At 58.8% G+C, this 24041-nt stretch carries 16 protein-coding genes; 1 reads left to right on the top strand and 15 read right to left on the bottom strand.

Going from position 1 to position 24041, the window contains the following annotated elements; genetic code table 11:
- Positions 1-18: 18 nt before the first annotated feature.
- From B9Z45_RS08815 to B9Z45_RS08745, 15 genes are all read right to left on the bottom strand, one after another.
- On the bottom strand, positions 19-2979 hold the full coding sequence (locus B9Z45_RS08815) for a formate dehydrogenase subunit alpha (protein ID WP_108406855.1): 2961 nt from the start codon (positions 2977-2979) through the stop codon (positions 19-21).
- 49 nt (positions 2980-3028) lie between these two features.
- Positions 3029-3235 (bottom strand): formate dehydrogenase, encoded by a 207-nt coding sequence (locus B9Z45_RS08810; RefSeq protein ID WP_108406854.1) that lies wholly within the window; start codon positions 3233-3235, stop codon positions 3029-3031.
- 216 nt (positions 3236-3451) lie between these two features.
- A complete protein-coding gene (locus tag B9Z45_RS08805) occupies positions 3452-5407 on the bottom strand; it encodes a TRAP transporter large permease subunit (RefSeq protein WP_108406853.1) in 1956 nt (651 codons plus the stop codon).
- Complete coding sequence (locus B9Z45_RS08800) at positions 5404-6027, bottom strand: TRAP transporter small permease subunit (RefSeq protein WP_108406852.1); 624 nt, start codon at positions 6025-6027, stop codon at positions 5404-5406. Before B9Z45_RS08800 ends, B9Z45_RS08805 begins: the two co-directional genes overlap by 4 nt.
- 71 nt (positions 6028-6098) lie before the next feature.
- Positions 6099-7232 carry a TRAP transporter substrate-binding protein gene (locus B9Z45_RS08795; protein WP_108406851.1) on the bottom strand — a complete coding sequence of 378 codons (1134 nt, stop codon included), beginning with the start codon at positions 7230-7232 and terminating at the stop codon, positions 6099-6101.
- 144 nt (positions 7233-7376) lie between these two features.
- The gene (locus B9Z45_RS08790) at positions 7377-8003 is read right to left on the bottom strand and encodes a molecular chaperone (RefSeq protein ID WP_108406850.1); all 627 of its coding nucleotides are present in this window, start codon (positions 8001-8003) and stop codon (positions 7377-7379) included.
- A gap of 10 nt (positions 8004-8013) precedes the next feature.
- Positions 8014-10161 (bottom strand): 4Fe-4S binding protein, encoded by a 2148-nt coding sequence (locus tag B9Z45_RS08785; RefSeq protein ID WP_233252139.1) that lies wholly within the window; start codon positions 10159-10161, stop codon positions 8014-8016.
- Entirely contained in the window at positions 10088-10786 is a 699-nt protein-coding gene (locus tag B9Z45_RS08780) for a DUF3306 domain-containing protein (protein WP_108406848.1), read from the bottom strand. Before B9Z45_RS08780 ends, B9Z45_RS08785 begins: the two co-directional genes overlap by 74 nt.
- A complete protein-coding gene (locus B9Z45_RS08775; RefSeq protein WP_108406847.1) occupies positions 10783-11340 on the bottom strand; it encodes a DUF3305 domain-containing protein in 558 nt (185 codons plus the stop codon). The genes B9Z45_RS08780 and B9Z45_RS08775 overlap by 4 nt, the downstream gene beginning before the upstream one ends.
- Before the next feature lie 223 nt (positions 11341-11563).
- Positions 11564-14362: a formate dehydrogenase subunit alpha gene (fdhF, locus tag B9Z45_RS08770; protein ID WP_108406846.1), complete on the bottom strand. Its 2799-nt coding sequence runs from the start codon at positions 14360-14362 to the stop codon at positions 11564-11566.
- Positions 14359-16086 carry an NADH-ubiquinone oxidoreductase-F iron-sulfur binding region domain-containing protein gene (locus tag B9Z45_RS08765; RefSeq protein ID WP_108406845.1) on the bottom strand — a complete coding sequence of 576 codons (1728 nt, stop codon included), beginning with the start codon at positions 16084-16086 and terminating at the stop codon, positions 14359-14361. Before B9Z45_RS08765 ends, fdhF begins: the two co-directional genes overlap by 4 nt.
- 127 nt (positions 16087-16213) lie before the next feature.
- Entirely contained in the window at positions 16214-17524 is a 1311-nt protein-coding gene (gene boxA / locus B9Z45_RS08760; RefSeq protein ID WP_108406876.1) for a benzoyl-CoA 2,3-epoxidase subunit BoxA, read from the bottom strand.
- Between the two features lie 336 nt (positions 17525-17860).
- Complete coding sequence (gene boxB, locus B9Z45_RS08755; RefSeq protein WP_108406844.1) at positions 17861-19288, bottom strand: benzoyl-CoA 2,3-epoxidase subunit BoxB; 1428 nt, start codon at positions 19286-19288, stop codon at positions 17861-17863.
- A gap of 87 nt (positions 19289-19375) precedes the next feature.
- The gene (gene boxC, locus B9Z45_RS08750; RefSeq protein ID WP_108406843.1) at positions 19376-21034 is read right to left on the bottom strand and encodes a 2,3-epoxybenzoyl-CoA dihydrolase; all 1659 of its coding nucleotides are present in this window, start codon (positions 21032-21034) and stop codon (positions 19376-19378) included.
- A gap of 157 nt (positions 21035-21191) precedes the next feature.
- Complete coding sequence (locus B9Z45_RS08745; RefSeq protein ID WP_108406842.1) at positions 21192-22106, bottom strand: helix-turn-helix transcriptional regulator; 915 nt, start codon at positions 22104-22106, stop codon at positions 21192-21194.
- 321 nt (positions 22107-22427) lie between these two features.
- Between B9Z45_RS08745 and B9Z45_RS08740 the strand changes: the two genes are divergently transcribed.
- Positions 22428-23987 (top strand): benzoate-CoA ligase family protein, encoded by a 1560-nt coding sequence (locus B9Z45_RS08740; RefSeq protein WP_108406841.1) that lies wholly within the window; start codon positions 22428-22430, stop codon positions 23985-23987.
- Positions 23988-24041: the final 54 nt, after the last annotated feature.

Below are 24041 nucleotides of genomic sequence, written 5' to 3'. Positions count from 1 at the left end.
CGTTTTCTCCTTGAGCGCTTAGGCTTTTTCGATGTTGCAGACGGTGGTCTTTGACTCTTGCATCATGGTGACGCTGTCATAACCATAGGTGGTGGCGGTATTGACCGCCTCGCCGCGAACAATGGGCGCGGCCCCTTTGGGGTAATGCGCCAGCATGTCGGCACCTTGCCAACGACCCGAAAAGTGGAAGGGCATCCACACCGTGCCGGTGTCCACGCGTTCGGTCACCAGGGCTTGCACGTTCAGACGTGCGCCTGTGGCACCCAACAACCAGACCCGGTCACCGTCGCGCACACCGCGATCGGCCGCCGTCTTGGGGTTGATCTCGACATAAGCCTCTTGCTGCAACTCGGCCAGCCAAGGGTTGGATCGGGTTTCTTCGCCCCCACCTTCGTACTCGACCAGACGACCCGAAGTCAGGATCAGCGGGTACTTCTCATGCACCTTGTCGGCGATGTTCTTGTCCTGCACGGTTTTGAACAGGGTGGGCAGTCGCCAGAAAGCTTTTCTGTCGTCGTGCGTGGGGTACTTGGCCATGAGGTCTGGCCGCGTACCGTACAAAGGTTCGCGGTGCTGCGGAATCGGGTCAGGGAAGTTCCAAACCACAGCACGTGCCTTGGCGTTGCCAAACGGGTGACAACCGTGGCCTTTCATGAAAACGCGAATCATGCCGCCCGACGAGTCGGTCTTCCAGTTCTTGCCTTCGGCCTTGGCTTTTTCAGCTTCGCTCAACTCATCCCACCAGCCCAGTTTTTTCAGCAGGATGTGGTCGAGTTCGGGGTAGCCCGTGGTGATATCGGCGCCCAGAGAATGCGAGCCATCTTCGGCCAGCAGGCTCTTGCCTTCACGCTCCACACCGAAGTTGGCGCGGAAGTTACCACCGCCCTCCATGACGTGCTTGGAGGTGTCGTACAGGTTGGGAGAGCCCGGGTGCTTGAGTTCGGGCGTGCCGTAGCAAGGCCATGGCAGGCCGAAATAATCACCCGTGAAGTCGTAGCCGGTTTCCTTGTCTTTGCCGCCTTTGGCCTTGAGGGTTTTCACGTCGAACAATTGCATGTTCTTCATGTGCGCCTTGAGCCGCTCAGGGCTTTGCCCTGTGTAGCCGATGGTCCAGACACACTTGTTGATTTCGCGCAGGATATCCTCGGGCACAGGTTCTTCCAGGCCCTTGATCTTTTGCATTTTGTAGTTCTTGCTCAACTCTTTCGCAAAGCCAAGCTTCTCAGCCAACTGGTGCATGATCATGTGGTCTGAGCGGCTCTCCCACAAGGGGTCGATGACCTTCTCGCGCCACTGCAAGGAGCGGTTGGATGCCGTGCAGGAGCCACTGGTTTCAAACTGGGTGGCAGCGGGCAACAGGTACACGGCGCGGTTGGGGTTCAGGTCTTCGGCCTTGCCGGGCATCGCGGCCATGGCAGCAGTTGCCGATGGATACGGATCTACCACCACCAACAAATCGAGCTTGTCCATGGCGCGCTTCATGTCGAGGCCACGGGTTTGCGAGTTGGGGGCATGGCCCCAATAAAAGACACCGCGAAGGTTGCTGTCCTGGTCGATCAGCTCGTTGTTCTCGAGCACACCGTCAATCCAGCGGGAGACGGTGATGCCATTCTTGCCCATCATGGCGGGGCTGGCGAATTGCTTCTTGATCCACTCGAAATCCACACCCCAGGTGCTGGCGAAATGCTTCCAGGAGCCTTCGGCCAGGCCGTAGTAACCGGGCAGCGAATCGGGGTTGGGGCCCACATCGGTGGCGCCTTGGACGTTGTCATGGCCGCGGAAAATGTTGGTACCGCCGCCGGACTTGCCGACGTTGCCCAAGGCCAGTTGCAAGATGCACGAGGCGCGCACGATGGCATTGCCAATGGTGTGCTGGGTCTGGCCCATGCACCAGACAATGGTGCCCGGGTTGTGGTCGTGCAGCATTTTGGCGACCTTGAACATCTGGTCTTCTTTGACGCCGCAGGCTTCCTCGACCTTGTCGGGCGTCCACTTGGCCACCACATCGGCCTTGATGGCTTCCATGCCATACACACGGTCGTTGATGTATTTTTTGTCTTCCCAGCCATTTTTGAAGATGTGGTACAGCAAGCCAAAAAGGAAAGGGATGTCGGTGCCGGAACGGATTCGCACGAACTCGTCCGCCTTGGCCGCTGTGCGCGTGAAGCGTGGATCGACCACGATCATCTTGCAACCGTTCTCCTTGGCATGCAGCATGTGCAGCATGGACACGGGGTGGGCTTCGGCGGCGTTGGAGCCGATGTACAACGCGACTTTGCTGTTTTGCATGTCGTTGTACGAATTGGTCATGGCGCCATAACCCCAGGTATTGGCCACACCCGCAACGGTGGTGGAGTGGCAAATACGGGCCTGGTGGTCGCAGTTGTTGGTGCCCCAGAAGCTGACAAACTTGCGCAGCAAATACGCTTGCTCGTTGTTGTGTTTGGAAGACCCAATGAAGTAGACGCTGTCGGGGCCGCTGGCTTTTTTGAGCTCCAGCATCTTGGCGCTGATTTCGGTCAGGGCCGTGTCCCAGCTGATGCGTTCGTATTTGCCCTTGACCAGTTTCATCGGATAACGCAAGCGGTACTCGCCATGACCATGCTCACGCAGGGCTGCACCCTTGGCGCAGTGGGCGCCCAGGTTGATGGGCGAATCAAAAACCGCCTCCTGGCGTACCCAGACACCGTTCTCGACCACCGCATCGACCGCGCACCCGACCGAACAGTGGGTGCACACAGTGCGTTTGACTTCGACCTTGCCCGCACCGATGTTGGCCAAGCCAGTGGCTGCCTGGGCTTTTTGCACCAGGCTCAGCTGGGATGCAGCCAGACCAACGCCAACGCCCAAACCTGAACGGCGCAGAAAACTGCGTCGGTCCAATGTGGGCAACGCCTGCGACAAACCACGGCGCAAGCTGTGGATGAACGGAGAGGATGCAGCGCCGGCAGTGCCGGTTTGTTTTTTGGTCAGCAACATGGAAGGCTCCAGTTGGGAGGGATGAAAAGGGATGAAAACAAAAGCAGGATCAGACGCGGGTGGTCTTGTAATACTGCTGAACGTGCTCGCTCAGGGTGTACCCACCACCCCGCGTGGGTTTGGGCAAGGCTGCAGTGGTGGGTGCAATCGACTTGACCACACCGGGCAGCGCAGCAGTAACTGCGGCCACAGCACCCACGGTGGCAGCACCCGAAAACAGGCCACGACGCGAAAGGGAAGTTGTTTTGGAAGACATAAAGACTCCATTAAGTGATTCACAAGCAGAACGCCAGCGTAGGCAAGTCGCTGCACAGGTCATGGTAACGGCTCAAAGGATTCGCCTCAAGCGGAAAACCCTTACTTCGCCATGATCAGAGTCAAGCTGGTGACTCCTAAAGAGTACAAAGTCACAACAAAAGGGCCAACACACACAGAATCAATGCGTTGTGTGTGTTGGCTCACCTTTGTTTTTTTATTTGTAAAGTACTTCAGGTAGCCACAAGCCAATCGCCGGGAACATGTAGAGCAACACAATCGCCAGAACCTGGATCGCCATGAAAGGCAACATGCCAGCAAAGATCTGGTTCAGCGTCACATGCGGTGGGCTGACCCCCTTGAGGTAGAAGGCGGCCATAGCGACGGGTGGGCTCAGAAAAGCGGTCTGCAGATTCAAAGCCACCAGCAAGCCGAAGAACAGCGGGTCGATGCCAAAGTGCGGCAACAAGGGAATGAAGATCGGCATAAAAATCACGATGATCTCGGTCCACTCCAATGGCCAGCCCAGCAAGAAAATAACCACTTGAGCCAGGATCATGAACTGCACTGGTGTCAGGTCCATGCCCAGCACCCAGGTGTTGATGATCTCCTGCCCCCCCAACAGCGCAAACGCCGCCGAGAAAATGCTCGAGCCCACAAACAGCCAACACACCATGGCACTGGTTTTGGCGGTCAGATAAACCGACTCGCGCAACACCACATAGTTCAGCCGACGGTAGGCGGCCGCCAGCAACAACCCCCCTAACGAACCCATGGCCGCCGCCTCGGTCGGTGTGGCCAAGCCAAACACAATGGTGCCGAGTACTGCCAGGATCATCAGGGCCAAGGGGAAAAATGAACCCAGCAGCATCTTGAAAATTTCAAGCCGCGCAAAGCTGAAGTAAGCATAGAAGAGGGCCAAGGCCACGGCACAACTGGCCAAACCCACCCAGAAGGAGGTCGGTGCAGCCTGACGCTCTGCTTCGGCCACGGGGGCTTCAGCAACAGCGCTGGCGACAGCAGGAGCTTGTTCTTTGGCTGGCTCAGCGGTCACCGCATCGGGTGCGGCCTTGGCCGTTTCAAAAGATCCTGGAGGTGTTTGCAAGCCATCGGCTTCGGGCTCAGCCAGGCCGCTGACGCTGTCCTCTTCTTTTTGATCATCAACAGAGTCAGCCAGCTCACCGCCCATGGCCACCACACCTTCCACCACCTCGGGAGGCAATGGGGCCGTGACCTTCAAATAAATGGTGCCCATGATCGCAGCAACTGCCAAAACAGGCAGCAGTGCAATGGCCAAGTGGTTCAGCAAATCGCGCATGGGCACAGCCGCATTGCGCTTGCCTTTGAGGGCACCGATCAAACCTGGCAACACGTTGTTGCTGATGTCTTTGGAAACCACTTGTGCAAATGCAGGCAGGGGCACGATGCGGTCTTCAGCCGACATGGGCGGTGCCATATGGGGCTTGATTTTGGCCAGAATCACCACGTACAGTACATACAAGGTAGCCAGCATCACACCCGGGAAAAATGCTCCCGCATACAGCTTGACCACCGACACACCGGCAGTAGCGCCATACACGATCAACATGACCGAAGGCGGGATCAAAATACCCAGACAGCCACCGGCCGTGATGGCCCCTGCGGAAAGTTGCACGCTGTAGCCAGCGCGCAGCATGGCGGGCAAGGCCAGCAAGCCCATGAGCGTGACCACCGCACCCACAATGCCCGTGGCGGTTGCAAAAATAGCGCAGGTCACGATGGTGGCCACCGCCAGAGAGCCCGGCACACGGGCCATGGCCAGGTGCATGCTCTTGAACAGCTTTTCGATCAGGTTGGCGCGTTCAATGAGGTAGCCCATGAAAACAAACAACGGGATAGAGATCAGCACGTCGTTGGACATGACGGAGTAAGCACGCTGGACCATCAGGTCCAGAGTTTGCTGAATCGCCAGATCGGGGTTCTGACTACGGTAGGCGATCCAAGCGAAGATCATGCCCATGCCCATGAGGGTGAACGCAGTGGGAAAACCCAACATGATCGCCACCACCACCAAGGCCAGCATCAGCAAACCCAGATGCCCACTGCTCATCTCGGAAGGTGCGGGCAACAAAACAAAGGCCGACAAAACGACCAAGGCCATGATCGTCAGGCCAAACCAGACTTCTTTTTTCATTTGTGATTTCCCTTGCCGGTCACCAATGCATCAAGCTTGGCGATGTCTTCGTCCTTGACGTTGACCATTTCCTTGAGTTTTTCGACATCTACCTCGTCCACGTCATCACCGCGCTTGGGCCACTCGCCTTGTTGGATACAAACAATGCATCGCACGATTTCAACCAAGCCCTGAGCCAGCAAAAAGGCGCCAGCAATGGGCAAGATGGTTTTAAAAGGGTAAACCGGTGGGCCGTTGGCCGTGATGTTGGAATGCTCGTTGATGGCCCAGGATTCGGCGGCAAAACCGTAGCCAGCATAAGCCAACGCCACCACACCAGGAATGAAAAACACAATGTAGAGCGTCAGATCCAGCCAAGCTTGTAAACGCGGCGGGAAAAAGCCATAAAGCACATCGCCACGCACATGACCGTTCTTGGACAAGGTGTAGGCACCCGCCATCATGAAGAGCGAGCCGTACATCATGCTCATCACGTCAAAAGCCCAGGGGTGAGGATTGTCCAGCACATAGCGGGAAAATACTTCCCACGAAATCAAAAAAGTCAGCGCCATGATCAGCCAGGAAAAAAACTGGCCAACCCATGTGCTGATTTTGTCAATGAAAAGCAATAGATTTTGCATAAGGGTATCGCGTAAATGAATCAGCCATCCAGAAGGTCTGGATGGCTGATCGGATCGGATCGGTTAAAAAATCAACCTTTTTTCGGTGCAGCGGCTTTGGCTCCGAAGAAGTGATTCACCGCCATGCGACGGCTGATGTTGGTGTCCTGGTCCCACTTCACAGCGCGGGCTGCAAAAGCTTTTTGAGACTCGACGATTTCCTTGAACAAGGGGTTTTCAGCAGACTTCTTTTCAACAATTTCGGTCCAAATCTTGAGTTGATCTTGCAGGATGGCATCTGGTGTCTTGTAAAACTTGACCTTGTCCTTGGTCTGCAACTCAATGTAGTCCTTGGAGTAACGGTCAATGGCTTTCCAAGACATGTCGGCAGATGCGGCTTCCGTGGCGCCCGCAATCACTGCTTTGAGCTTTGCAGGCAAAGCATCGTACTTGGTCTTGTTGAACATGATCTCGAAAGTCTCGGCGCTCTGGTGGTAGCTTTGCAACATGCAAACCTTGGAGACGTCCGGGAAGCCCAAAATACGATCAGAAGTGGCGTTGTTGAACTCGGCACCATCCAGCAGGCCACGGTCCATCGCAGGCACGATTTCACCACCTGGCAAGGCGTTCACGGCAGCACCCATGGCGGTGAAAAGGTCAATGGCCAAGCCGTTTGTACGGAACTTCAAACCCTTGAAATCGGTCGACTTGGTGATTGGCTTTTTAAACCAGCCAAGCGGTTGAGTGGACATCGGACCGTAAAGGAAAGACTGCACGTTGCCGCCAATGGAAGCGTACAACTTGGCCAGCAATTCGGCACCACCGCCGTACTTGTGCCAAGACAAAATCATGTTGGCGTCCATGCCAAAAGCAGGGCCGGAGTTCCACAAAGCCAAAGCATTTTGCTTGCCATAGTGGTAGCCCAGCACGCCATGACCACCGTCCAAAGTACCTTTGGAGACGGCTTCGAGCAAGCCGAATGCAGGCACCACGGCACCGGCGGGCAAGACTTCGATCTTCAGATCGCCACCAGTCATGTCATTGACTTTTTTGGCGTAATCCAAAGCGTACTCGTGGAAGATGTCTTTGGCAGGCCATGTGCTCTGCCAACGCATGGAAATTGGGCCGGTTTGGGCCTTGGCGACCATGGGGGCAGAGATGGCACCAGCGGCCAAGGCTGCGCCTTTGAGAAGTTGACGACGGCGTGGGGTTTTGTTGTCTGACAAGGTGGATCTCCAATCGTTGTTGAACTTGCAAGCGTGTAATAACGGCTTGGAGGATCATTATGCGATTGCCACCCTGCGAGGCACTAAGTGAAAACCCGCGTACGGATCGTCATTTTTTTCAATTTATAGCGCAAAAAGTTTCAATCACTCGATCAGGTCAAACCCTTGCGACTCCACGCTGATGAAAGCTTCGGTGAAAGCGGCCACGCGGGCATAAAAAACTGCCCGAGGCTGTTCTTGCAGCACTTGGCACAGGGCTGGCAACCAGGGTTGGATGTGCTGTGTAAAAAAAGCTTGCTGGCGGGTCAGGTTGGAGACGGACACATCGTCGCCTGCAATCAAATACCGCATAACCTCAAAGACATAGGCCACATGGTCTTCGGTTTCAGACATCTCGCCGTTGCGGGCCAGGCCGAGTTCTGCCAAGTCGTCGCGCAAGCGCACGAGGGGTTTTTCGTTCAAAAATCCACTCAGGTAATGCGAACCAAACAAATACACCTCGGGCTTGCCCACGCCGCCAAACAGGCTATTGAATTCGGCGGCCACCTGAACCTGGGTCAAGCTGCGGGCACAGGCCACCAACTCTCGCCACGGCTCTTCCAGAAATCCACCCGCATCGGGCGCCTCGGTCACGGCCACTTGCAACTGCCCCAAAAGCGCATCGTCAGGGGCCTGGTAATACAGCTGCGACAGCAGGCCATAGACCTCTGCGCGGGCGGTTTCTTCGTCCAGCGCACGGCTGCTGGCGGAAAGGTTCAGTTCTTGGCTCATGGTGGGTCGCTTATTGGGGTTTGGGCGGGTTAACGCCCGTGATGCGCACCTGGTTTTCATCGGTGAACATGTCGACAACGCGGCAGTCACCACACATCTTCAGGCGCTCGAGAGCAAGCCCCTGGAACATGCTGTGGCCAGCCAAGCGGCCCAGCATGGTCTCGATGCCCTTGTGTGTGCCAAAGGGTTTGCTGCAGCGTATGCAGGCGTAGGGCGGGCTGCCGTGCAGCACCCGGGACTGTTGCCGCTCAGGCACAAGTGACAGGCGCGATTGCAGCGTGATGGCGTCTTCCGGGCAGGTCTTGGCACACAGGCCGCATTGCACACAATTTTTTTCGATGAAGCGGATCTCGGGCTGCAGTGGATTGTCTTGCAGGGCCGACGAGGGGCAAGCCCCAACACAACTCATGCACAAGGTGCACTTGCCACCATCGACCACGATGGTGCCCAGGGGTGAACCCGAGGCAGGCAAATCGAGCGCCTTGGGGCGCATCTGTTCCTCTTGCGCCATCACAGGCGACTGGGCCATCAGGTGGTCCAGCACCAGTTCGAGGTTGCTGCGCTTTTCAGCTTGCACGGCATGGCGGGCCGCCGCGACCGGCCCAGCAGGCATGGCAGAAGCCTTCAGACCACGGGCGGCCAGGCGCTGCAAGTCCGCGTCGAGCGATGCGGGGTTCTTGGCCTCGATCAATTGGAAATGCACACCGGTGTAACCCAGGCCATTGAGCAAGCTTTGGGCCACGGCCATCTGGTCCATGAGGGCGGCGCGGTATTGCGGCGCTTCTTCGTCGGTGAGCAGCACCATGACCTGGCGAGCGCCGTAAGCAACGGCCGACAACCAGAGTTCCAGGCCCACGCTGGCCGTGTGCCACAAGGCCACAGGCATCACACGGGCGGGCACGCCCTGCATGACTTTGAGCTGCGCACCCCGGCCCAATTCGTCGATCAGGGCTTGGCCTTTGTTTTGGCTGTGCAGCAGCAGCGCGGCATCGCGACCGCCTGCCGCCTGGTAGGCGGTGAGCAGGCTGCGGATTTTGGCGCCCTGCTCGGCCGGGCGCGGGTAGGCATAGGTCAAGGCGCCCGTGGGGCAAACCGTGGTGCAGGCACCGCAGCCCACACACAAGTTCGGGTTGACCACAATTTGCTGGCGGCTTTTGTCAGAGCGGATGGCCTCTGCCGAACAAATGTCCACGCAGGCATTGCAGCCCACCTGCTCGTTGCGGCTGTGGGCACACAGTTTTTGCTTGTAGGCAAAGAAACGGGGCTTTTCAAATTCGCCCACCAACTCTCGCACCTTGAGCAAAGTTTGCAGTTCTTGCCCATCCCAGCGGAAATAGCCTTGGGGCAAGGCGTGCGAACTGAAAGTGGGTGAAGCTTTGTCGCTGCGCAGGTCCAGCACCACATCGAAGCGCTCGGTTTGCGGGCGGGCTTCGCGGCTGAAGTCGATGGCGCCAGCGGCCTCGCACACCTTGACGCAATCGCGGTGCGAAGTGCAGCGTGACAGGTCCACCTGGTAATCGAGGCCAATGGCCTGCTCGGGGCAAGCTGCGACGCAGGCATTGCAGCGGGTACACAAATCCAGGTCAATCGGGTTGCTGGCGTCCCATGAGACATCAAACGCCCCGAGCCAACCTGTCAGGCTTTGCAAGCGCCCCGCCACCACCGGAAAGCGCCGCTCCTGGCTGCCACCGGCCTTGCCCGCCCCTTCGGACCAAATGGTGACCTGCATCGCGTCGGATAAAAAGCTGGCGGCGCGCTCTGCAGCATCCAACGCGCCCATGATCAAAACCCTGCCAGAGCTTTTGTAGGTGACCGTGGGCACGGGCTCGGGTTCGGGCAGACGGGCTGCGGCCAGCAAGGCGGCCATTTTGGGCGTGGCGTGTTCGGCCTCACGGCCCCAACCGCCGGTTTCGCGGATGTTGACGAAGCGGATCGGCGAGATGGCCCCCTCGGTTTGCTCGGCCAGCTCTGAAAACAGGCGCTTTTCCTGCGTGCAAGCCACCACCACGGTCTCACCGGTTTTCACGGCTTTTTGGAAGTGCCCGGCTTCCCGGCGGCACAAGGTGGTGTGCAGCGTTAAGTCTTCACCCAGTGCTTTGCCCAGGGCCTGGGCCTGCAGGGGCATGGTTTGGTTGCAATTGCAAATCAGAGTGGTCATGTTCAGTCGGTACGGATGCCTGCGGCGCCGGTGTGGCCTGCAATGCAGATGGGGGCTGTGATTGCGGCGACTGTGCCACAACTGGCGAGCCTTCTACCGCGTCGGGACTTTGATCAGGGTTTTCCTGTGTGCCGGCCCCGGACGTCGGAAGCGGCAAGTTTTTGGGTTTCTTGGGGAACAGGTTCAACAACTCGGCGCCCACCATTTTCTCGAGCATGCCTGCTGGCAGGGGGTCTGGCGTGTTGTAGTCGCCAATGTAAATGTCCAGACCGTCCATCACATTGAAGTGAGGGTCGGTGAAGAGTTTTTTCATGGCCGCGTTGCGCACCTCACCGGGCACACCTTCGCGCATGAAGGTCTGAAAATCCGAGTTGGGGGTCAGACTCTGCACATCCTCCAGGGTGGGCAAGGGAGGCTGCTGCTGGCCATCGGCTGGTGATGCGACTGTGTGCGAATCGGTCTTGCGCAATGCAGTTGCCGGTGGTTTGGCAGAAGCCAGCGCTGAGCCATTGACCCCAGCGTGCACACTGGTTGCCTGGGGCTTAACTGGATCGGGCTGAGGCGCCTCTCCTTTTTCAAGGCCTTGTTTGCGGCGCGACCAGCGGCTGAAAAAATCGTCGCTCATGGCGTGGGCCTTGCACCCTTGCGTTTGCTGTCGGTGCTGACCGAGACCGGCTGCCCGAAACGATCGGTGAGGCGCTGGAAGCTCTGAGGACGCTGGCGCTTTTTCTCTTCAGGCACAAAGTGCTGCGCTGCAAATGCTTGCATCCAGGCGACCACTTCAGCGGGGGCAGGAATGGTTTCCACGGTTTCTTGCGCATCAAGCCAACGGCCTGCATCGTGGTAGCTCAGGCTCACCGCTTGGGGAACGGCCATAGGCTCACCCCCATCTTGGGCATCAATGAGTCGCCACATCACAAAGTAGCACGGCGTGGGCGAGGTGGCGTTGAGCCAATAGCCTTCGGCATCGTCGCTGAAAAGTGTCACCACCCAAGCCGGGTGCAACCAAAGTTGCTCGGTCTCGGTCTGGCGCAAGTTGCGCGCAGCAGTGCCAAATCCGGCGTCGTGAGGCACCACATCGGCCAGCACCCAGCGCCAGGCTTGCCAGCGTGCCATGGGCCCTTGCACGGCCTCTCGGCGCATCAGGACAGCCACATCGATTTGCGGACGTGAAGACATGGACAGCAAACTCCTGGAAAAATGAAAAGGCGAGTTGCCAGCACGTCTTCTTAAAACGGCAAGCGCAAGAAGAATAACGCACCTTGCCACGTCGCGCTCCAGCAATCCCAATCACCGCCGGATGACACGACCCGCTATGGGAAGAGCCGTGGCCCCCATTCATGTCAGGACTGGTGTGGTGAATGCACGGATTTCAAGTCACTGAAAGCTCATTGGGCAAGCATCAAACAGTCAGTGGCTCAACCAAGGCAGCCTCTACCCGGACTGGACAGAACTTGAATTCAGGGATCTTGCCAAAAGGGTCGAGCGCGGCGTTGGTCAACTCGTTCGCCGCTGCCTCGACATAAGCAAACGGCATAAACACGGTGCCCGCGGGCGTGCCTTCGTCCTGACGCAGCGAGAGCTCCAGCGCACCTCGGCGCGAAGACAGTCGGATGCGTTGCCCAGGTTTTAGATTCAAGCGCGACATGTCTGCAGCACACATCGAAGCCGTGGCAGCAGGCTCCAACGCATCGAGCACACTGGCTCGGCGTGTCATGCTGCCGGTGTGCCAGTGCTCCAGTTGCCGCCCGGTGATGAGCACCATGGGGTACTCGGCATCGGGTTGCTCGTTGGTCGCAATCAGGTTCACGGGCACCAGCCAGACGCGGCCGTCTTTCGTGGGAAAGTGGTCGTGGAACACGATGGCTTGGCCCGGGTCTTCGGCACTGACACATGGGTAGGTGACCGAGCCTTCGTTCAGGCGCGCCCAGTCGATGCCCCCAATGGCAGGGGCCATGGCTTGGCGCATTTCTTCGTACACAGCGGCCACGCCTTCGTGCGCCCCCGCATACGCCCAGTTCAGGCCCATGCGCTGTGCGATCTGTTGAATGATCCACAAATCAGGCTTGGCATCGCCCGGCGGCAGCAGGGCCTGTCGCCCCATCTGCACCGTGCGGTCGGTGTTGCTGACGGTGCCGGTTTTCTCGGGCCAGGCGCTGGCAGGCAGCACCACATCGGCCAGCCAGGCCGTTTCGGTCAAGAAGATGTCTTGCACGACCAGGTGTGCAAGGCTGGCCAGCGCGTGGCGGGCATGGTTCAGATCGGGGTCGCTCATGGCCGGGTTCTCACCCATGATGTACATCCCGCGCACCTTGTGCGGGTCGCTGTCAGGGGCCAGCGCCTTGTGCATGATTTCGACCACGGTGTAGCCAGGCTGGTCGTCGAGTGTCGTCTCCCAATATTTCTCGAACCAGTCGTGCGCCGTTTTGTCGCTCACCCGCTGGTAATTGGGGTACATCATCGGGATCAGGCCAGCGTCGCTCGCGCCTTGCACATTGTTCTGGCCACGCAAGGGGTGCAGACCGGTTCCGGGGCGCCCGATCTGGCCGGTGATGCTGGCCAGCGCGATCAGGCAACGCACGTTGTCGGTGCCGTGCACATGCTGGCTGATGCCCATGCCCCACAAAATCATGGCGGCCTTGGCCTTGGCATAAGCGCGCGCCACTTCGCGGATGGTCTCGGCGGGGATGCCGCAGACAGCGCTCATGGCTTCCGGCGTGTAGTCACGCACATGGGCCTTGAGTTCGGCCACGTTGTCAGCGCGTTCGCTCAAGAACTTTTCGTCGCACAAGTTTTCTTCGACGATGACGTTCAACATCGCATTGAGCAGGGCCACATCGGTGTCGGCCTTGAAGGGCAGCGTGCGCCAGGCATGACGGCCAAGGTCGGTGATGCGCGGGTCGGCCAGGACGATGCGGGTGCCACGTTGGGCTGCATTCTTCATCCAGGTGGCGGCCACCGGGTGATTGGACGTGGGATTGGATCCAATGACAAGGATGAGGTCCGAGTGCTCGACATCGCGCACCGGGTTGCTGACCGCGCCCGAGCCCACGCCTTCCAGCAAAGCCGCCACGCTCGATGCATGGCACAGGCGGGTGCAGTGGTCCACGTTGTTGCTGCCAAAGCCGGTTCGCACCAGTTTCTGAAACAGATAAGCCTCTTCGTTGCTGCCCTTGGCCGAGCCAAAACCGGCGAGTGACTTGGGCCCGTGTTGTTCACGCAGCGCATTCAGCGGCTGGGTTGCCAGCGCCAGGGCTTCGTCCCAAGTGGCTTCCCGGAACACCTCACGCCAGTCAGCGTGTCCATCGATCAAACTGAGATCTTTGGCAACGCCCGCTTTGCGGATCAGCGGCTTCGTGATGCGGTCGGGGCTGTGGATGTAGTCCATGCCGAAACGCCCCTTGACGCACAAGCGCCCCTCATTGGCTGGGCCTTCGCGGCCTTTGACGCTGATGATTTTTTCATCCTTGACCTGGTAAGTGACCAGGCAACCCACGCCGCAAAACGGGCAGACGGAGTCGACCTCACGGTCCACCTTTTGCGGGCCGATGTGGCTCTTGGGCATGAGCGCCCCGGTGGGACAGGCCTGCACGCATTCGCCGCAGCCCACACAACTGCTGCCGCCCATCGGGTCGGCCAGGTCGAACACCACTTGCGTGTGGGCACCCCGAAAAGCAAGACCGATCACGTCATTGACCTGCAGGTCTCGGCAAGCGCGTTGGCAGCGGTTGCACTGGATACAGGCATCCAGGTTGACGGCCATGGCCGGGTGAGACAAATCTGCGGGCACAGCCTGGCGGCGCAAACTGGCCAAGGCCGGGCGCACCTCAACGCCATGGTGATCGGCCCACTGGCTCAACTCGCCATGCGGCGCTTGCGCGCGGTCATCAAGCCATTTGTAGCCTTGCTCGGGCAAATCGGCCAGCAGCATTTCCAGCACCATCTTCTGGCTTTTGAGGGCACGTGGGCTGGCGGTTTGCACCTGCATGCCTTGGCTGGGGCTGCGGCAGCAACTGGGCGCCAATGTGCGCTCGCCGTCGATCTCGACCACACAGGCGCGGCAGTTGCCGTCGGGCACCAGGCCTTCCTGGTGGCACAGGTGCGGGATGGCGATGCCCAGATCCTTGGCGATGTTGAAGATGCTTTGGCCAGCAGGTGCCTGGACGCTTTGGCCGTTGAGGGTGAATTCAATGGTGCTCATGCCGTGGCCCCCACTTCGTGCGGGAAATAATCGAGCACGCACCGGATCGGGTTGGGGGCCGCCTGGCCAAGGCCACAAATGGACGCATCGCCCATCACCTGTGCCAGGTCTTGCAAGGTGCCAGCGTCCCACACATCCACGGCCATGAGTTGCGCCGCTTTGTCGGTGCCCACGCGGCAAGGCGTGCACTGCCCACAACTTTCGTGGGCAAAGAACTTCATCACATTCAAGGCCGCCGCACGGGCGCTGTCGTGCTGGCCGAGCACCATCACAGCGGCCGAGCCAATGAAGCAGCCATGAGGCTGGAGCGTGTCAAAGTCGAGCGGCACATCGGCCAAGCGGGCGGGCAAGATGCCACCACTGGCACCGCCAGGCAGGTAGGCATAAAGGGTGTGACCATCGGCCATGCCGCCGCAGTATTCATCGACCAGTTCGCGCAGCGTGATGCCCGCCGGGGCGAGCTTGACGCCCGGCAGCTTGACACGCCCACTCACGCTGAAGCGGCGCAGGCCCTTGCGCCCATGCCGGCCCTGCGCGGCAAAACTTTCAGCGCCCTGCTCTACCAATTCACGAACCCAGTAAAGCGTCTCGAAGTTGTGCTCCAGGGTGGGGCGACCAAAAAGGCCGACTTCAGCGATGTAAGGGGGCCGCAGGCGTGGCTCGCCACGCTTGCCTTCGATGCTTTCGATCATGGCGGATTCTTCGCCGCAAATATAGGCGCCAGCGCCGCGACGCAACTCGATGCGCGGCAAGGCACAAGGCGGGTTCAATTTCAACGCGGCCAGTTCTTCGGTCAGCATGATCCTGGCTTCGTGGTACTCGTCGCGCAGGTATATGTAGACCGCATCGCAGCCCACCACGCTGGCGGCGATCAGCACACCTTCCAGAAAACGGTGCGGGTCGGCTTCCAGGCAAGTTCGGTCTTTGAAGGTGCCGGGCTCGCCTTCGTCGATGTTGACCGCCATCAGGCGAGGCCCGGGCTGGTCGCGCACGATGCGCCACTTGCGGCCCGCCGGGAAACCTGCGCCACCCAGACCGCGCAAGCCAGCAGAGGCCAGGCACTCGATCACCGACTCATGGTCTTTCAGTCCCGTCGCCACTTGCAGGGCGAGTTGATAGCCCCCCGCTTTTTTGTAGGCGTCATAACGCAGCGCATAAGGCAAAGGCAGGGGCTGTGTTTGTTGCCGGGCCAGCAGCGAGGTCAATTTCTCGGGGGTGGCAAAAGCAACGGCTTGCTGGCCGACTTGCGCCGCAGGTGCTTGCTCGCAACGGCCCAGGCAAGGCACGGACTGAAGCTTGACATCCGGTCCCAGCAGGGCCGGCAGTTTGTCCAGCAAGCTTTGGGCGCCGGCCAGGCTGCAACTGAGGCTGTCGCACACACGCAATGTCACACCCGGTGCCGTGTCGTGGTCCTTGAGCAATTCAAAGTGGTGGTAGAAAGAAGCGACCTCGAACACCTCGACCACGGGCAGGCGCATCTCGGCAGCTAAGGCCACGATGTGGCGCTCAAACAGCCCCTGAAAATGATCATTGAGCACATGCAAGTGCTCGATCAGCAGATCGCGGCGGTGGCCGTTGCCAGGCGCGGCACCGATGAGGGCACGCACCTCGGCCAAGGCTGCCTCAGAAGGCTGACGCCCTTTGAGCTGGGCACGAGGCAGTCGCAACTGTTCACGAACCTGGCTCAGCGCAATGTGGGTTGGGGATGGCGTGATGGCCTGCATGAAAAAGCGCCTCGGGTCTGTTGTCCGGATGATAGTTGGAATGGCCTCAGGCCCGGATCCACATCAAAACTCGCACATCGCTACAGTTCGCGGCCAGAGGCCGCTCCTGCAAAAATATGCGCCAAGCTCAATAGGTCTCAAGGTGCAGCCGACCTTCTTTTTTGAGCGCAGCACCCACGGTATCCCAATCGAGTCCAGCATTCTGTGCGATGTCACGCAAGGCCATCACCACACCCTCTTCCATGCTTTTGAGGCCGCACACGTAAAAGCTTGTGTTGCCATCTATGAGTTGCGCCGCCAGGTCGGCAGATCGGTCACGCATGGCGTCTTGCACGTAGCGTTTGGATTTTCCCGTCTCGCGCGAAAAGGCAAACTCGATGTCAATGAAGTCTTTCGGCAAGTTGTTGAGTGGTCCGAAGTAAGGCAACTCTTGCGGTGTGCGGGCGCCGAAGAACAACATCAGTTTGCCGCCTTCAAACTTGCCACTGGCCCGCAGCCGACGACGCCACTCGGTCATGGCACGCATGGGCGCACTGCCCGTGCCGGTACAGATCATGACGATGTTGCTCTTGGGATGGTTGGGCATCAGGAAGCTGGCTCCAAACGGACCGATCACCTGAACCTTGTCACCCACCTGCAAGTCGCACATGTAGTTGGAACCCACGCCACGCACGGGCTGGCCGCTGTGGTCTTCCAGCACCCGCTTGATGGTCAGCGACAGGTTGTTGTAGCCGGGGCGCTCGCCGTTGCGGGGGCTGGCGATCGAGTACTGGCGAGCATGGTGCGGCTTGCCTTTGGCATCCGAACCTGGCGGGATGATGCCGATCGACTGGCCTTCAAGCACCGGAAAGGGCATGCTGCCGAAGTCGAGCACGATGTGGTGTGTGTCGTAGTCGTTCCCTGCTGTTTTACCCACTTCGGTCACTCGCACGTTGCCGGTGACCGTGGCGGTGATGGTTTTTTCTGCAGCCTTGGGGCCATACAAGTTGGTGTATGCGTGTGCAGCAGACCAAGGCGGGGTGATGGCACCAAAAGCCGCTGAGTTGAAGCCCGAGGTGATGGCTGTGCTCACGGCCGATGCAGACGATGCGGCAACCGCTTGAACGGCACTTTGCGCTTCTTGAAGGGCATCAGCTTCAGCACCCCCTGCATCGCCCAATTCATCTGGGCTGAGTTCGGCAGGCAATTCATCCCACTTGAGTTGTTCTTCGATGCTGTAGGCCTTGGCCTTGGGCATCATGCGCCAGTTGTCAATCGAGCCTGTGGGGCATGGTGAGATGCAGTCCATGCACAGGTTGCAGATGTCCGCCTTGACCACGTAATTGAGCGAGTCATGGGTAATTGCCCCCACCGGGCAAATCGCTTCGCAGGTGTTGCAGCGGATACAGATTTCCGGGTCGATGACGTGCTGTTTGATCAGGGTCGATGCTGTGGTCATGGAAGATCTCCTCAGGCTTTCGGTTTTGTGCTTTTTGTCTGCGCTCGAATTGGCTTGCCAGAACGAGTGGTCTGCGCGTTCCGCAACGCAATGGGTGAGTGCCGTGCACCACATACGGGGCACCGGAAAATCGGCGCCCGGCACTCACCCATTGCGTCGCTCTGTGACGGCTTTGAGGGGCACAGTCTACAGGCGCTTTGGACCGCCTTGAACCATGCAGTTGACAGAGGAAGGGGCGGGTGACGATTTTCCGGTAACCGCATGAGGAACCCGCCCCTTCCTCTGTCAACTGCTGCCCCCAACAAGGAAGCAGCAGTCGATCAAACGTTCAACGCATCAGTTAAAACGAACGTAATCGAAGTCCACTGGCTGACGGTTGATGCCCATGACGGGTGGCGCAATCCAGTTGGCAAATTTGCCTGGCTCGACGACACGGCCCATCAGGCTGGCCACATAAGCGCGGTCTTCGTTGGTGGGCAGCCACTCGCCCACCTTGGACATCCACTCGGCATCGGTCACGACACGGCCATCGGGCGTGATCTTGCTGCCGGACAGGGCACCAATGTTGCGGTGGAACGCTTTGTGGGGCGCGGTCAGTGTGAAAGGAATGCCGGCTTTGGTGATCACACGGTTCCAACGGTCGATGCCGCCTTTGGAGTCGGTGATGTAGTCGTCGCGCAGCACTTCGTTCAAAGCGTTGAGCATCGGCACTTCTTTTTCGACCAGCTTGCCTTCTACGACCGACAGGATCTTGTAGCTGTTGCCCTTGAGCACGTGGTCATCACCGCGCTTGCCTTCTTCGTAGCGGCCTTTCAGGCCGGAGCTGTAGAAAGTGGCGGCGTTGGATGACTCGTCGGCACCGAACAAGTCGATGGTCACCGAGAAGTGGAAGTTGATGTAGCGCTGGATGGTGGGCAAATCGATCACGCCAGCTGCACGCAACTTGCCCACGTCGTCGGTCTTGAGCTGGTTCATCACATCCACGGTGCGCTGGATGGTGCGGCTCACGCCGGACTCACCCACAAACATGTGGTGCGCTTCTTCGGTCAGCATGAACTTGGTGGTGCGGGCCAGCGGGTCGAAGGCGGATTCGGCCAGAGCGCACAGTTGGAACTTGCCATCACGGTCGGTGAAGTACGTGAACATGAAGAACGACAGCCAGTCAGGGGTCTTCTCGTTGAAGGCCTGCAAGATGCGCGGATTGTCTTCGTTACCGCTGTTGCGCTGCAGCAAAGCATCGGCTTCTTCACGCCCATCTTTGCCGAAGTATTTGTGCAGCAGGTACACCATGGCCCACAGGTGGCGGCCTTCTTCAACGTTGATCTGGAACAGGTTGCGCAGGTCGTACATGCTAGGGGCCGTCAGGCCCAGGTGGCGCTGCTGCTCAACGGATGCTGGCTCGGTGTCGCCTTGGGTCACGATGATGCGGCGCAGGTTGGCGCGGTGCTCGCCAGGCACGTCTTGCCAGACTTTTTCGCCGATGTTGTCGCCAAAGTGGATCTTGCGGTCTTGCTCACCAGGGTTCATGAACACGCCCCAGCGGTAGTCGCGCATCTTCACGTGGCCAAACTGTGCCCAGCCTTGCGGGTCCACGCTCACAGCGGTACGCAAGTAGACATCCATATCGGTGGAGCCTTCGGGGCCCATGTCGTCCCACCAGTTGATGAAGTTGGGCTGCCACTGCTCGAGCGCACGTTGCAGGGTGCGGTCTTCGCTCAAGTTGACGTTGTTGGGGATTTTTTCGCTGTAGTTGATACCGGACATGAGAGTCTCCAGAAATTAAAGCAACGGTGGGGTCAAATTTCGGTTGCAGCGCGGACCACCGGGAACCACGCTACACAACGTTAAAAATCAAACCCGGTTCATGTCGAACTGGACTTTTTCGCCTTTGCCGTAGACCTTCAGAGCGCCTTTTTCGCCGACGGCGTTGGGGCGCTGGAAGATCCAGTTCTGCCAGGCAGTCAAGCGGCCAAAAATACGCGTGGCCATGTTTTCCTTTTGTGCAAATCGCAAGTTGGCCTCAAGGCCGGTCAATGCATCAGGCGACATAGAGGTGCGCTCTTCCAGAGCCATTCGTATTTCATCTGTCCAGTCAATATCATCTGGCGCCGCAGTCACCAAGCCCAAGGCCAAAGCAGCGTCAGCGTCCAGTGCTTTGCCAATGGCACCGCGAGCAGCCTCCATGGCGGGCACTTCTTCATAAAAGCGGCGCTGTAGGCGGGTCTGGTCATTGACCATGGGGAAGAAACCAAAGTTCATTTCATTCAACTGGATCTTGGGGGCTTTGGCCAGGTCATCAGGCAGAGCCAGCATGTAGGCACGGTCGGCGCAAAAAGCCAATTCGGCGAGTGTGCCGACAAAACATGTCCCCTCTTCGACCAAGGCGAACAGGCTGCGTGAGGTCACGTCCATGCGGGCCAGGGTGCGGCGCAGGTGCCCAATGGTTTCACGCACAAACCAGTGGTCCTTGTGGGCCAGCATGGTGGCGTCCGAGGCCAGCACGGCGGCGGCGTCACCTGCGGTCTTGATGACCCAGGTGCCAATGTCGAGTTCGTTGGTTCGCATGTGCAGGATGGCGTCGTCCAGTTCACGCACCATTTGCAGTGGCCACCAGTTCATGCCTGCGGCTTTAATGCCGGCGATGTCGGTGGGCTGGGCGGTGGCCGGGGCCTTGACGGTGAAGGTGGCGATGCGCTTGGCACGGTCGATTTCAACAGTGACGTTGGTGTAAGTCAGGGCGTCGGCAGTAAAGGTGCGGTTCAATGGGGTCAGTATCACACCCTTGACACCGACAGGGCGGTTGCTGCCAGCGGCCAATTTCGTGGCGCGGGCTTGAACGGCTTCCTTGAACACGGCTGGCTTGGCGATGGCATCCACCAGGCGCCAGTCCACGGCTTTTTGACCGCGCACACCTTCCACGCTGGTGCAGAAAATGTCGGCCAAGTCGTGGCGCACATGGCGTTTGTCGGTCACGCGGGTCAGGCCACCGGTGCCGGGCAACACCCCCAGCAAAGGCACTTCAGGCAAAGACACCGCTGACGAGCGGTCGTCCACCAGCACGATTTCATCGCAAGCCAGGGCCAACTCATAGCCACCGCCAGCGCAAGCGCCGTTCAAGGCGGCGACGAATTTGAGGCCATCGTGCTTGCTGGAGTCTTCGATGCCGTTGCGGGTTTCGTTGGTGAACTTGCAGAAGTTGACTTTCCAGCCGTGGGTCGAGACCCCCAGCATGAAGATGTTGGCCCCCGAGCAGAACACGCGGTCCTTCAAACTGGTCACCACCACCGAGCGAACCTCAGGGTGCTCAAAGCGGATGCGCTGCAGGGCGTCGTGCAATTCAATGTCCACACCCAGGTCATAGCTGTTGAGCTTGAGTTTGTAACCTGGGCGGATGCCGGCGTCTTCGTTGATGTTGATCGACAGGGTGGCGATCTCGCCATCAAAGGCCAGGCTGATGTGTTTGTATTCTGCGGGCGTGGTCTGGTAGTTGACCTGAAGGGAAGTTGTCATGGCTGTCTCCGTCGGTAAGGGGAATTTGATTTCAGTCAAAAATGCATTTCAGTGCATGCTGCATTGAAGTTTAGTGCATGTCTTATTCGTCATAAATATGCACTTTAATGCATTTACTAAGTGTTTTCCCTAATCCTCAAAAAAAACCCACCAGGCCCTAACCAGCCATTTGCAAGTGCTGGCGAACGGAAGTACGCAAAGCCTTGAAAGCTTCGTCTTCGCTGCGTCCACTGGTGTTGATGGCCAGATCGGCTTTTGAATAAAAGGCCGCGCGCCCTTCCAGAATGCGCTTGAGGTCTTCCATGGCTTCTCGGCTTGCGGCCATGGGGCGCATGTCGCCTTGTGCAGCGACACGGCCCATGTGATCGGCCGCATCGGCCTGCAGCCACACAGTGGTGCAATGCGAGAGCAACACGTTGAAGTTGGCCGACTCGGACACCAGACCGCCAGGCGTGGCGACCACGACTTCGGGGTAAATCTGGATGGCTTCCTCGAGGGCGCGGCGTTCGTAACGGCGGTAGGCGTTGGCCCCATAGAGGTTGTGGATTTCGCTGATCTGGCAACCGGCAAATTTCTCGATTTCGCGACTCAACTCGATGAAGGGAAAACCCAGATCGTCCGCCAGGCGCTGGCCCAGTGAGGTTTTGCCCGCACCACGCAAGCCAATCAAGGCAATGCGGTTCTTGCGCTCTTGTGCGTTGCCACCTTCGCCAAACATGTCACTCAGTTGCACCCTTGCGCGGCGCAAATCAGCTTCACTGCGCTTGGACAGCAATTCGCGAATCAACAGCCACTCGGGCGAAGTGGTGGTCACGTCACCCAACAACTCGGCCAGTGAGCACTGCAGCGCATTGGCGACTTGCAGCAAGACCAGCACCGACACGTTGCCGGTGCCGTATTCCAGATTCGCCAGGTGACGCTCTGACACATCGGCAGCAACGGCCACAGCACGGCGTGTCATGCCTTTGCGGGAGCGGAGGGTGCGCACACACTCACCCAGGGCTTCCAGAAAAGGACTGCGCTTTGCTTCTGGTTCAGACGTTTCCATCCGTGTGGGTTCAGGGGATGTCATGCTCGACCTTTGATCATTACTAGGGAAAACCCTTTTATTTCAACCAACCCGAAACATGCACTTTAGTGCATACTGCCAGGCACGCACAATAGTGCATCAACCCCTGTTTATACCGCCAACTGGACACCTGGAACAGTTTTTTATGGCATTACCTTGCATATTCACCCAGAACCAGGCCCCCTGTTGACAAAGAACCGAACGCCCAGCGCAGGGCATCACCTTGCTTCTGTGACCCCCAGAGGAAAGCCCCGGATTGCCTGAGCCCACCTTTTGAACAACACTTTCGATACGGCAAATACAAAGACCCCAAGGAGACAAAACATGCGCCCTGTGACCCCACCCCCAGCCGACTTCAATTTTTCCCAGCACCTGATCGCCACCAACGCCCATCGCGCCGGCAAAACCGCGCTGATTAACGACATGGGCACCACCACCTACGGCGAGTTGACCGAGCAGATACGCCGTTTTGCCGGCGGCCTGCAGGCCATGGGGCTCAAGCGCGAAGAACGCGTGCTGCTGCTCATGCAAGACAGCAGCGACTGGGTGGTGGCCTTTTTGGGCTCACTTTATGCCGGTGTGGTGCCTGTGGCGGTGAACACCCTGCTGACTGCTGAAGACTATGCCTTCATGCTGAGCAACAGCCGGGCGCAAGCCGCACTGGTGTCGGGCAGCCTGCTGCCAACGCTGCAAAGTGCGCTGGATATCGGCAAAACCGAAGTGCGCCATCTGCTGGTGTCCCGCCCCGCCGCAGCCTTGACGCCAGGCCAGCTCAACATGGCCGACTTGGTGGCGCAAAACAACCCTGCGCTGCCGGCCATCACGCTGGCTGACGAACCCGCTTTCTGGCTTTACTCATCCGGCTCAACAGGCAAGCCCAAGGGCACCGTGCACAGCCAAGGCAACCTGTACTGGACGGCCGAGTTGTATGGCAAAGGCGTGCTGGATTTGCGCGAGAGTGACACCGTCTTTTCGGCCGCCAAGCTGTTCTTTGCTTACGGCTTGGGCAACGCCCTCACCTTCCCCTTGAGCGTGGGTGCCACGGTGGTGCTGATGGCCGAACGCCCCACCCCACAAGCCACTTTCAAGCGCCTGGTGGACCACCAGCCCACCGTGTTTTATGGTGCGCCTACCGGCTACGGCGGCATGCTTGCGAGCCCGGATTTGCCCCCAAAAAGTGCTGTGGCCTTGCGACTTTGCTCGTCTGCTGGTGAGGCTTTGCCGCGTGACATTGCCGAGCGCTGGTCGGCCCATTTTGGCTGCGAGATCATCGACGGCATCGGCTCGACCGAGATGCTGCACGTCTTTTTATCCAACCGACCCGGCGATGTGCGCTACGGCACCACCGGCAAGGCTGTGCCCGGTTACGAGGTCCAACTGCGCAACGAAGACGGCAGTGTGGTCACCGGCGACAACGAGATCGGAGACCTCTACATCCAGGGCCCGAGCAGCGCGCTCATGTATTGGAACAACCGCGACAAAACCCGAGACACCTTTCAGGGTATCTGGACCAAGAGCGGCGACAAGTACACGCGTGATCCCGATGGTTACTACACCTATGCAGGGCGCAACGACGACATGCTGAAGGTCAGCGGCATCTATGTTTCACCCTTTGAGGTGGAAGCCACGTTGGTGCAGCACCCCGCCATTCTGGAAGCAGCCGTGATCGGCAAAGAAGACGTCGACGGGCTGACCAAAACCAAGGCCTTCATCGTGCTCAAACAAGGCCAAAGCCTGACCGAGGCCGAAGTCAAAGCCTTTGTGAAGGAACGCCTGGCCCCTTACAAATACCCGCGCTTTATCGACTTTGTGGCCGAACTGCCCAAGACGGCGACCGGAAAAATTCAGCGATTTAGATTGCGGGATCTGGAAAAAACGTCCTAATGACAAGTCAGCTTCTCCGGTTCACCAAGCCTTTTTCGGCAGAGCTTTATGGAG

The organism is Limnohabitans sp. 2KL-17, assembly GCF_003063415.1.
In the GTDB taxonomy this organism is placed as follows: Bacteria; Pseudomonadota; Gammaproteobacteria; order Burkholderiales; family Burkholderiaceae_C; genus Limnohabitans_A.
This window is presented reverse-complemented; position numbering and strand designations above follow the sequence as displayed.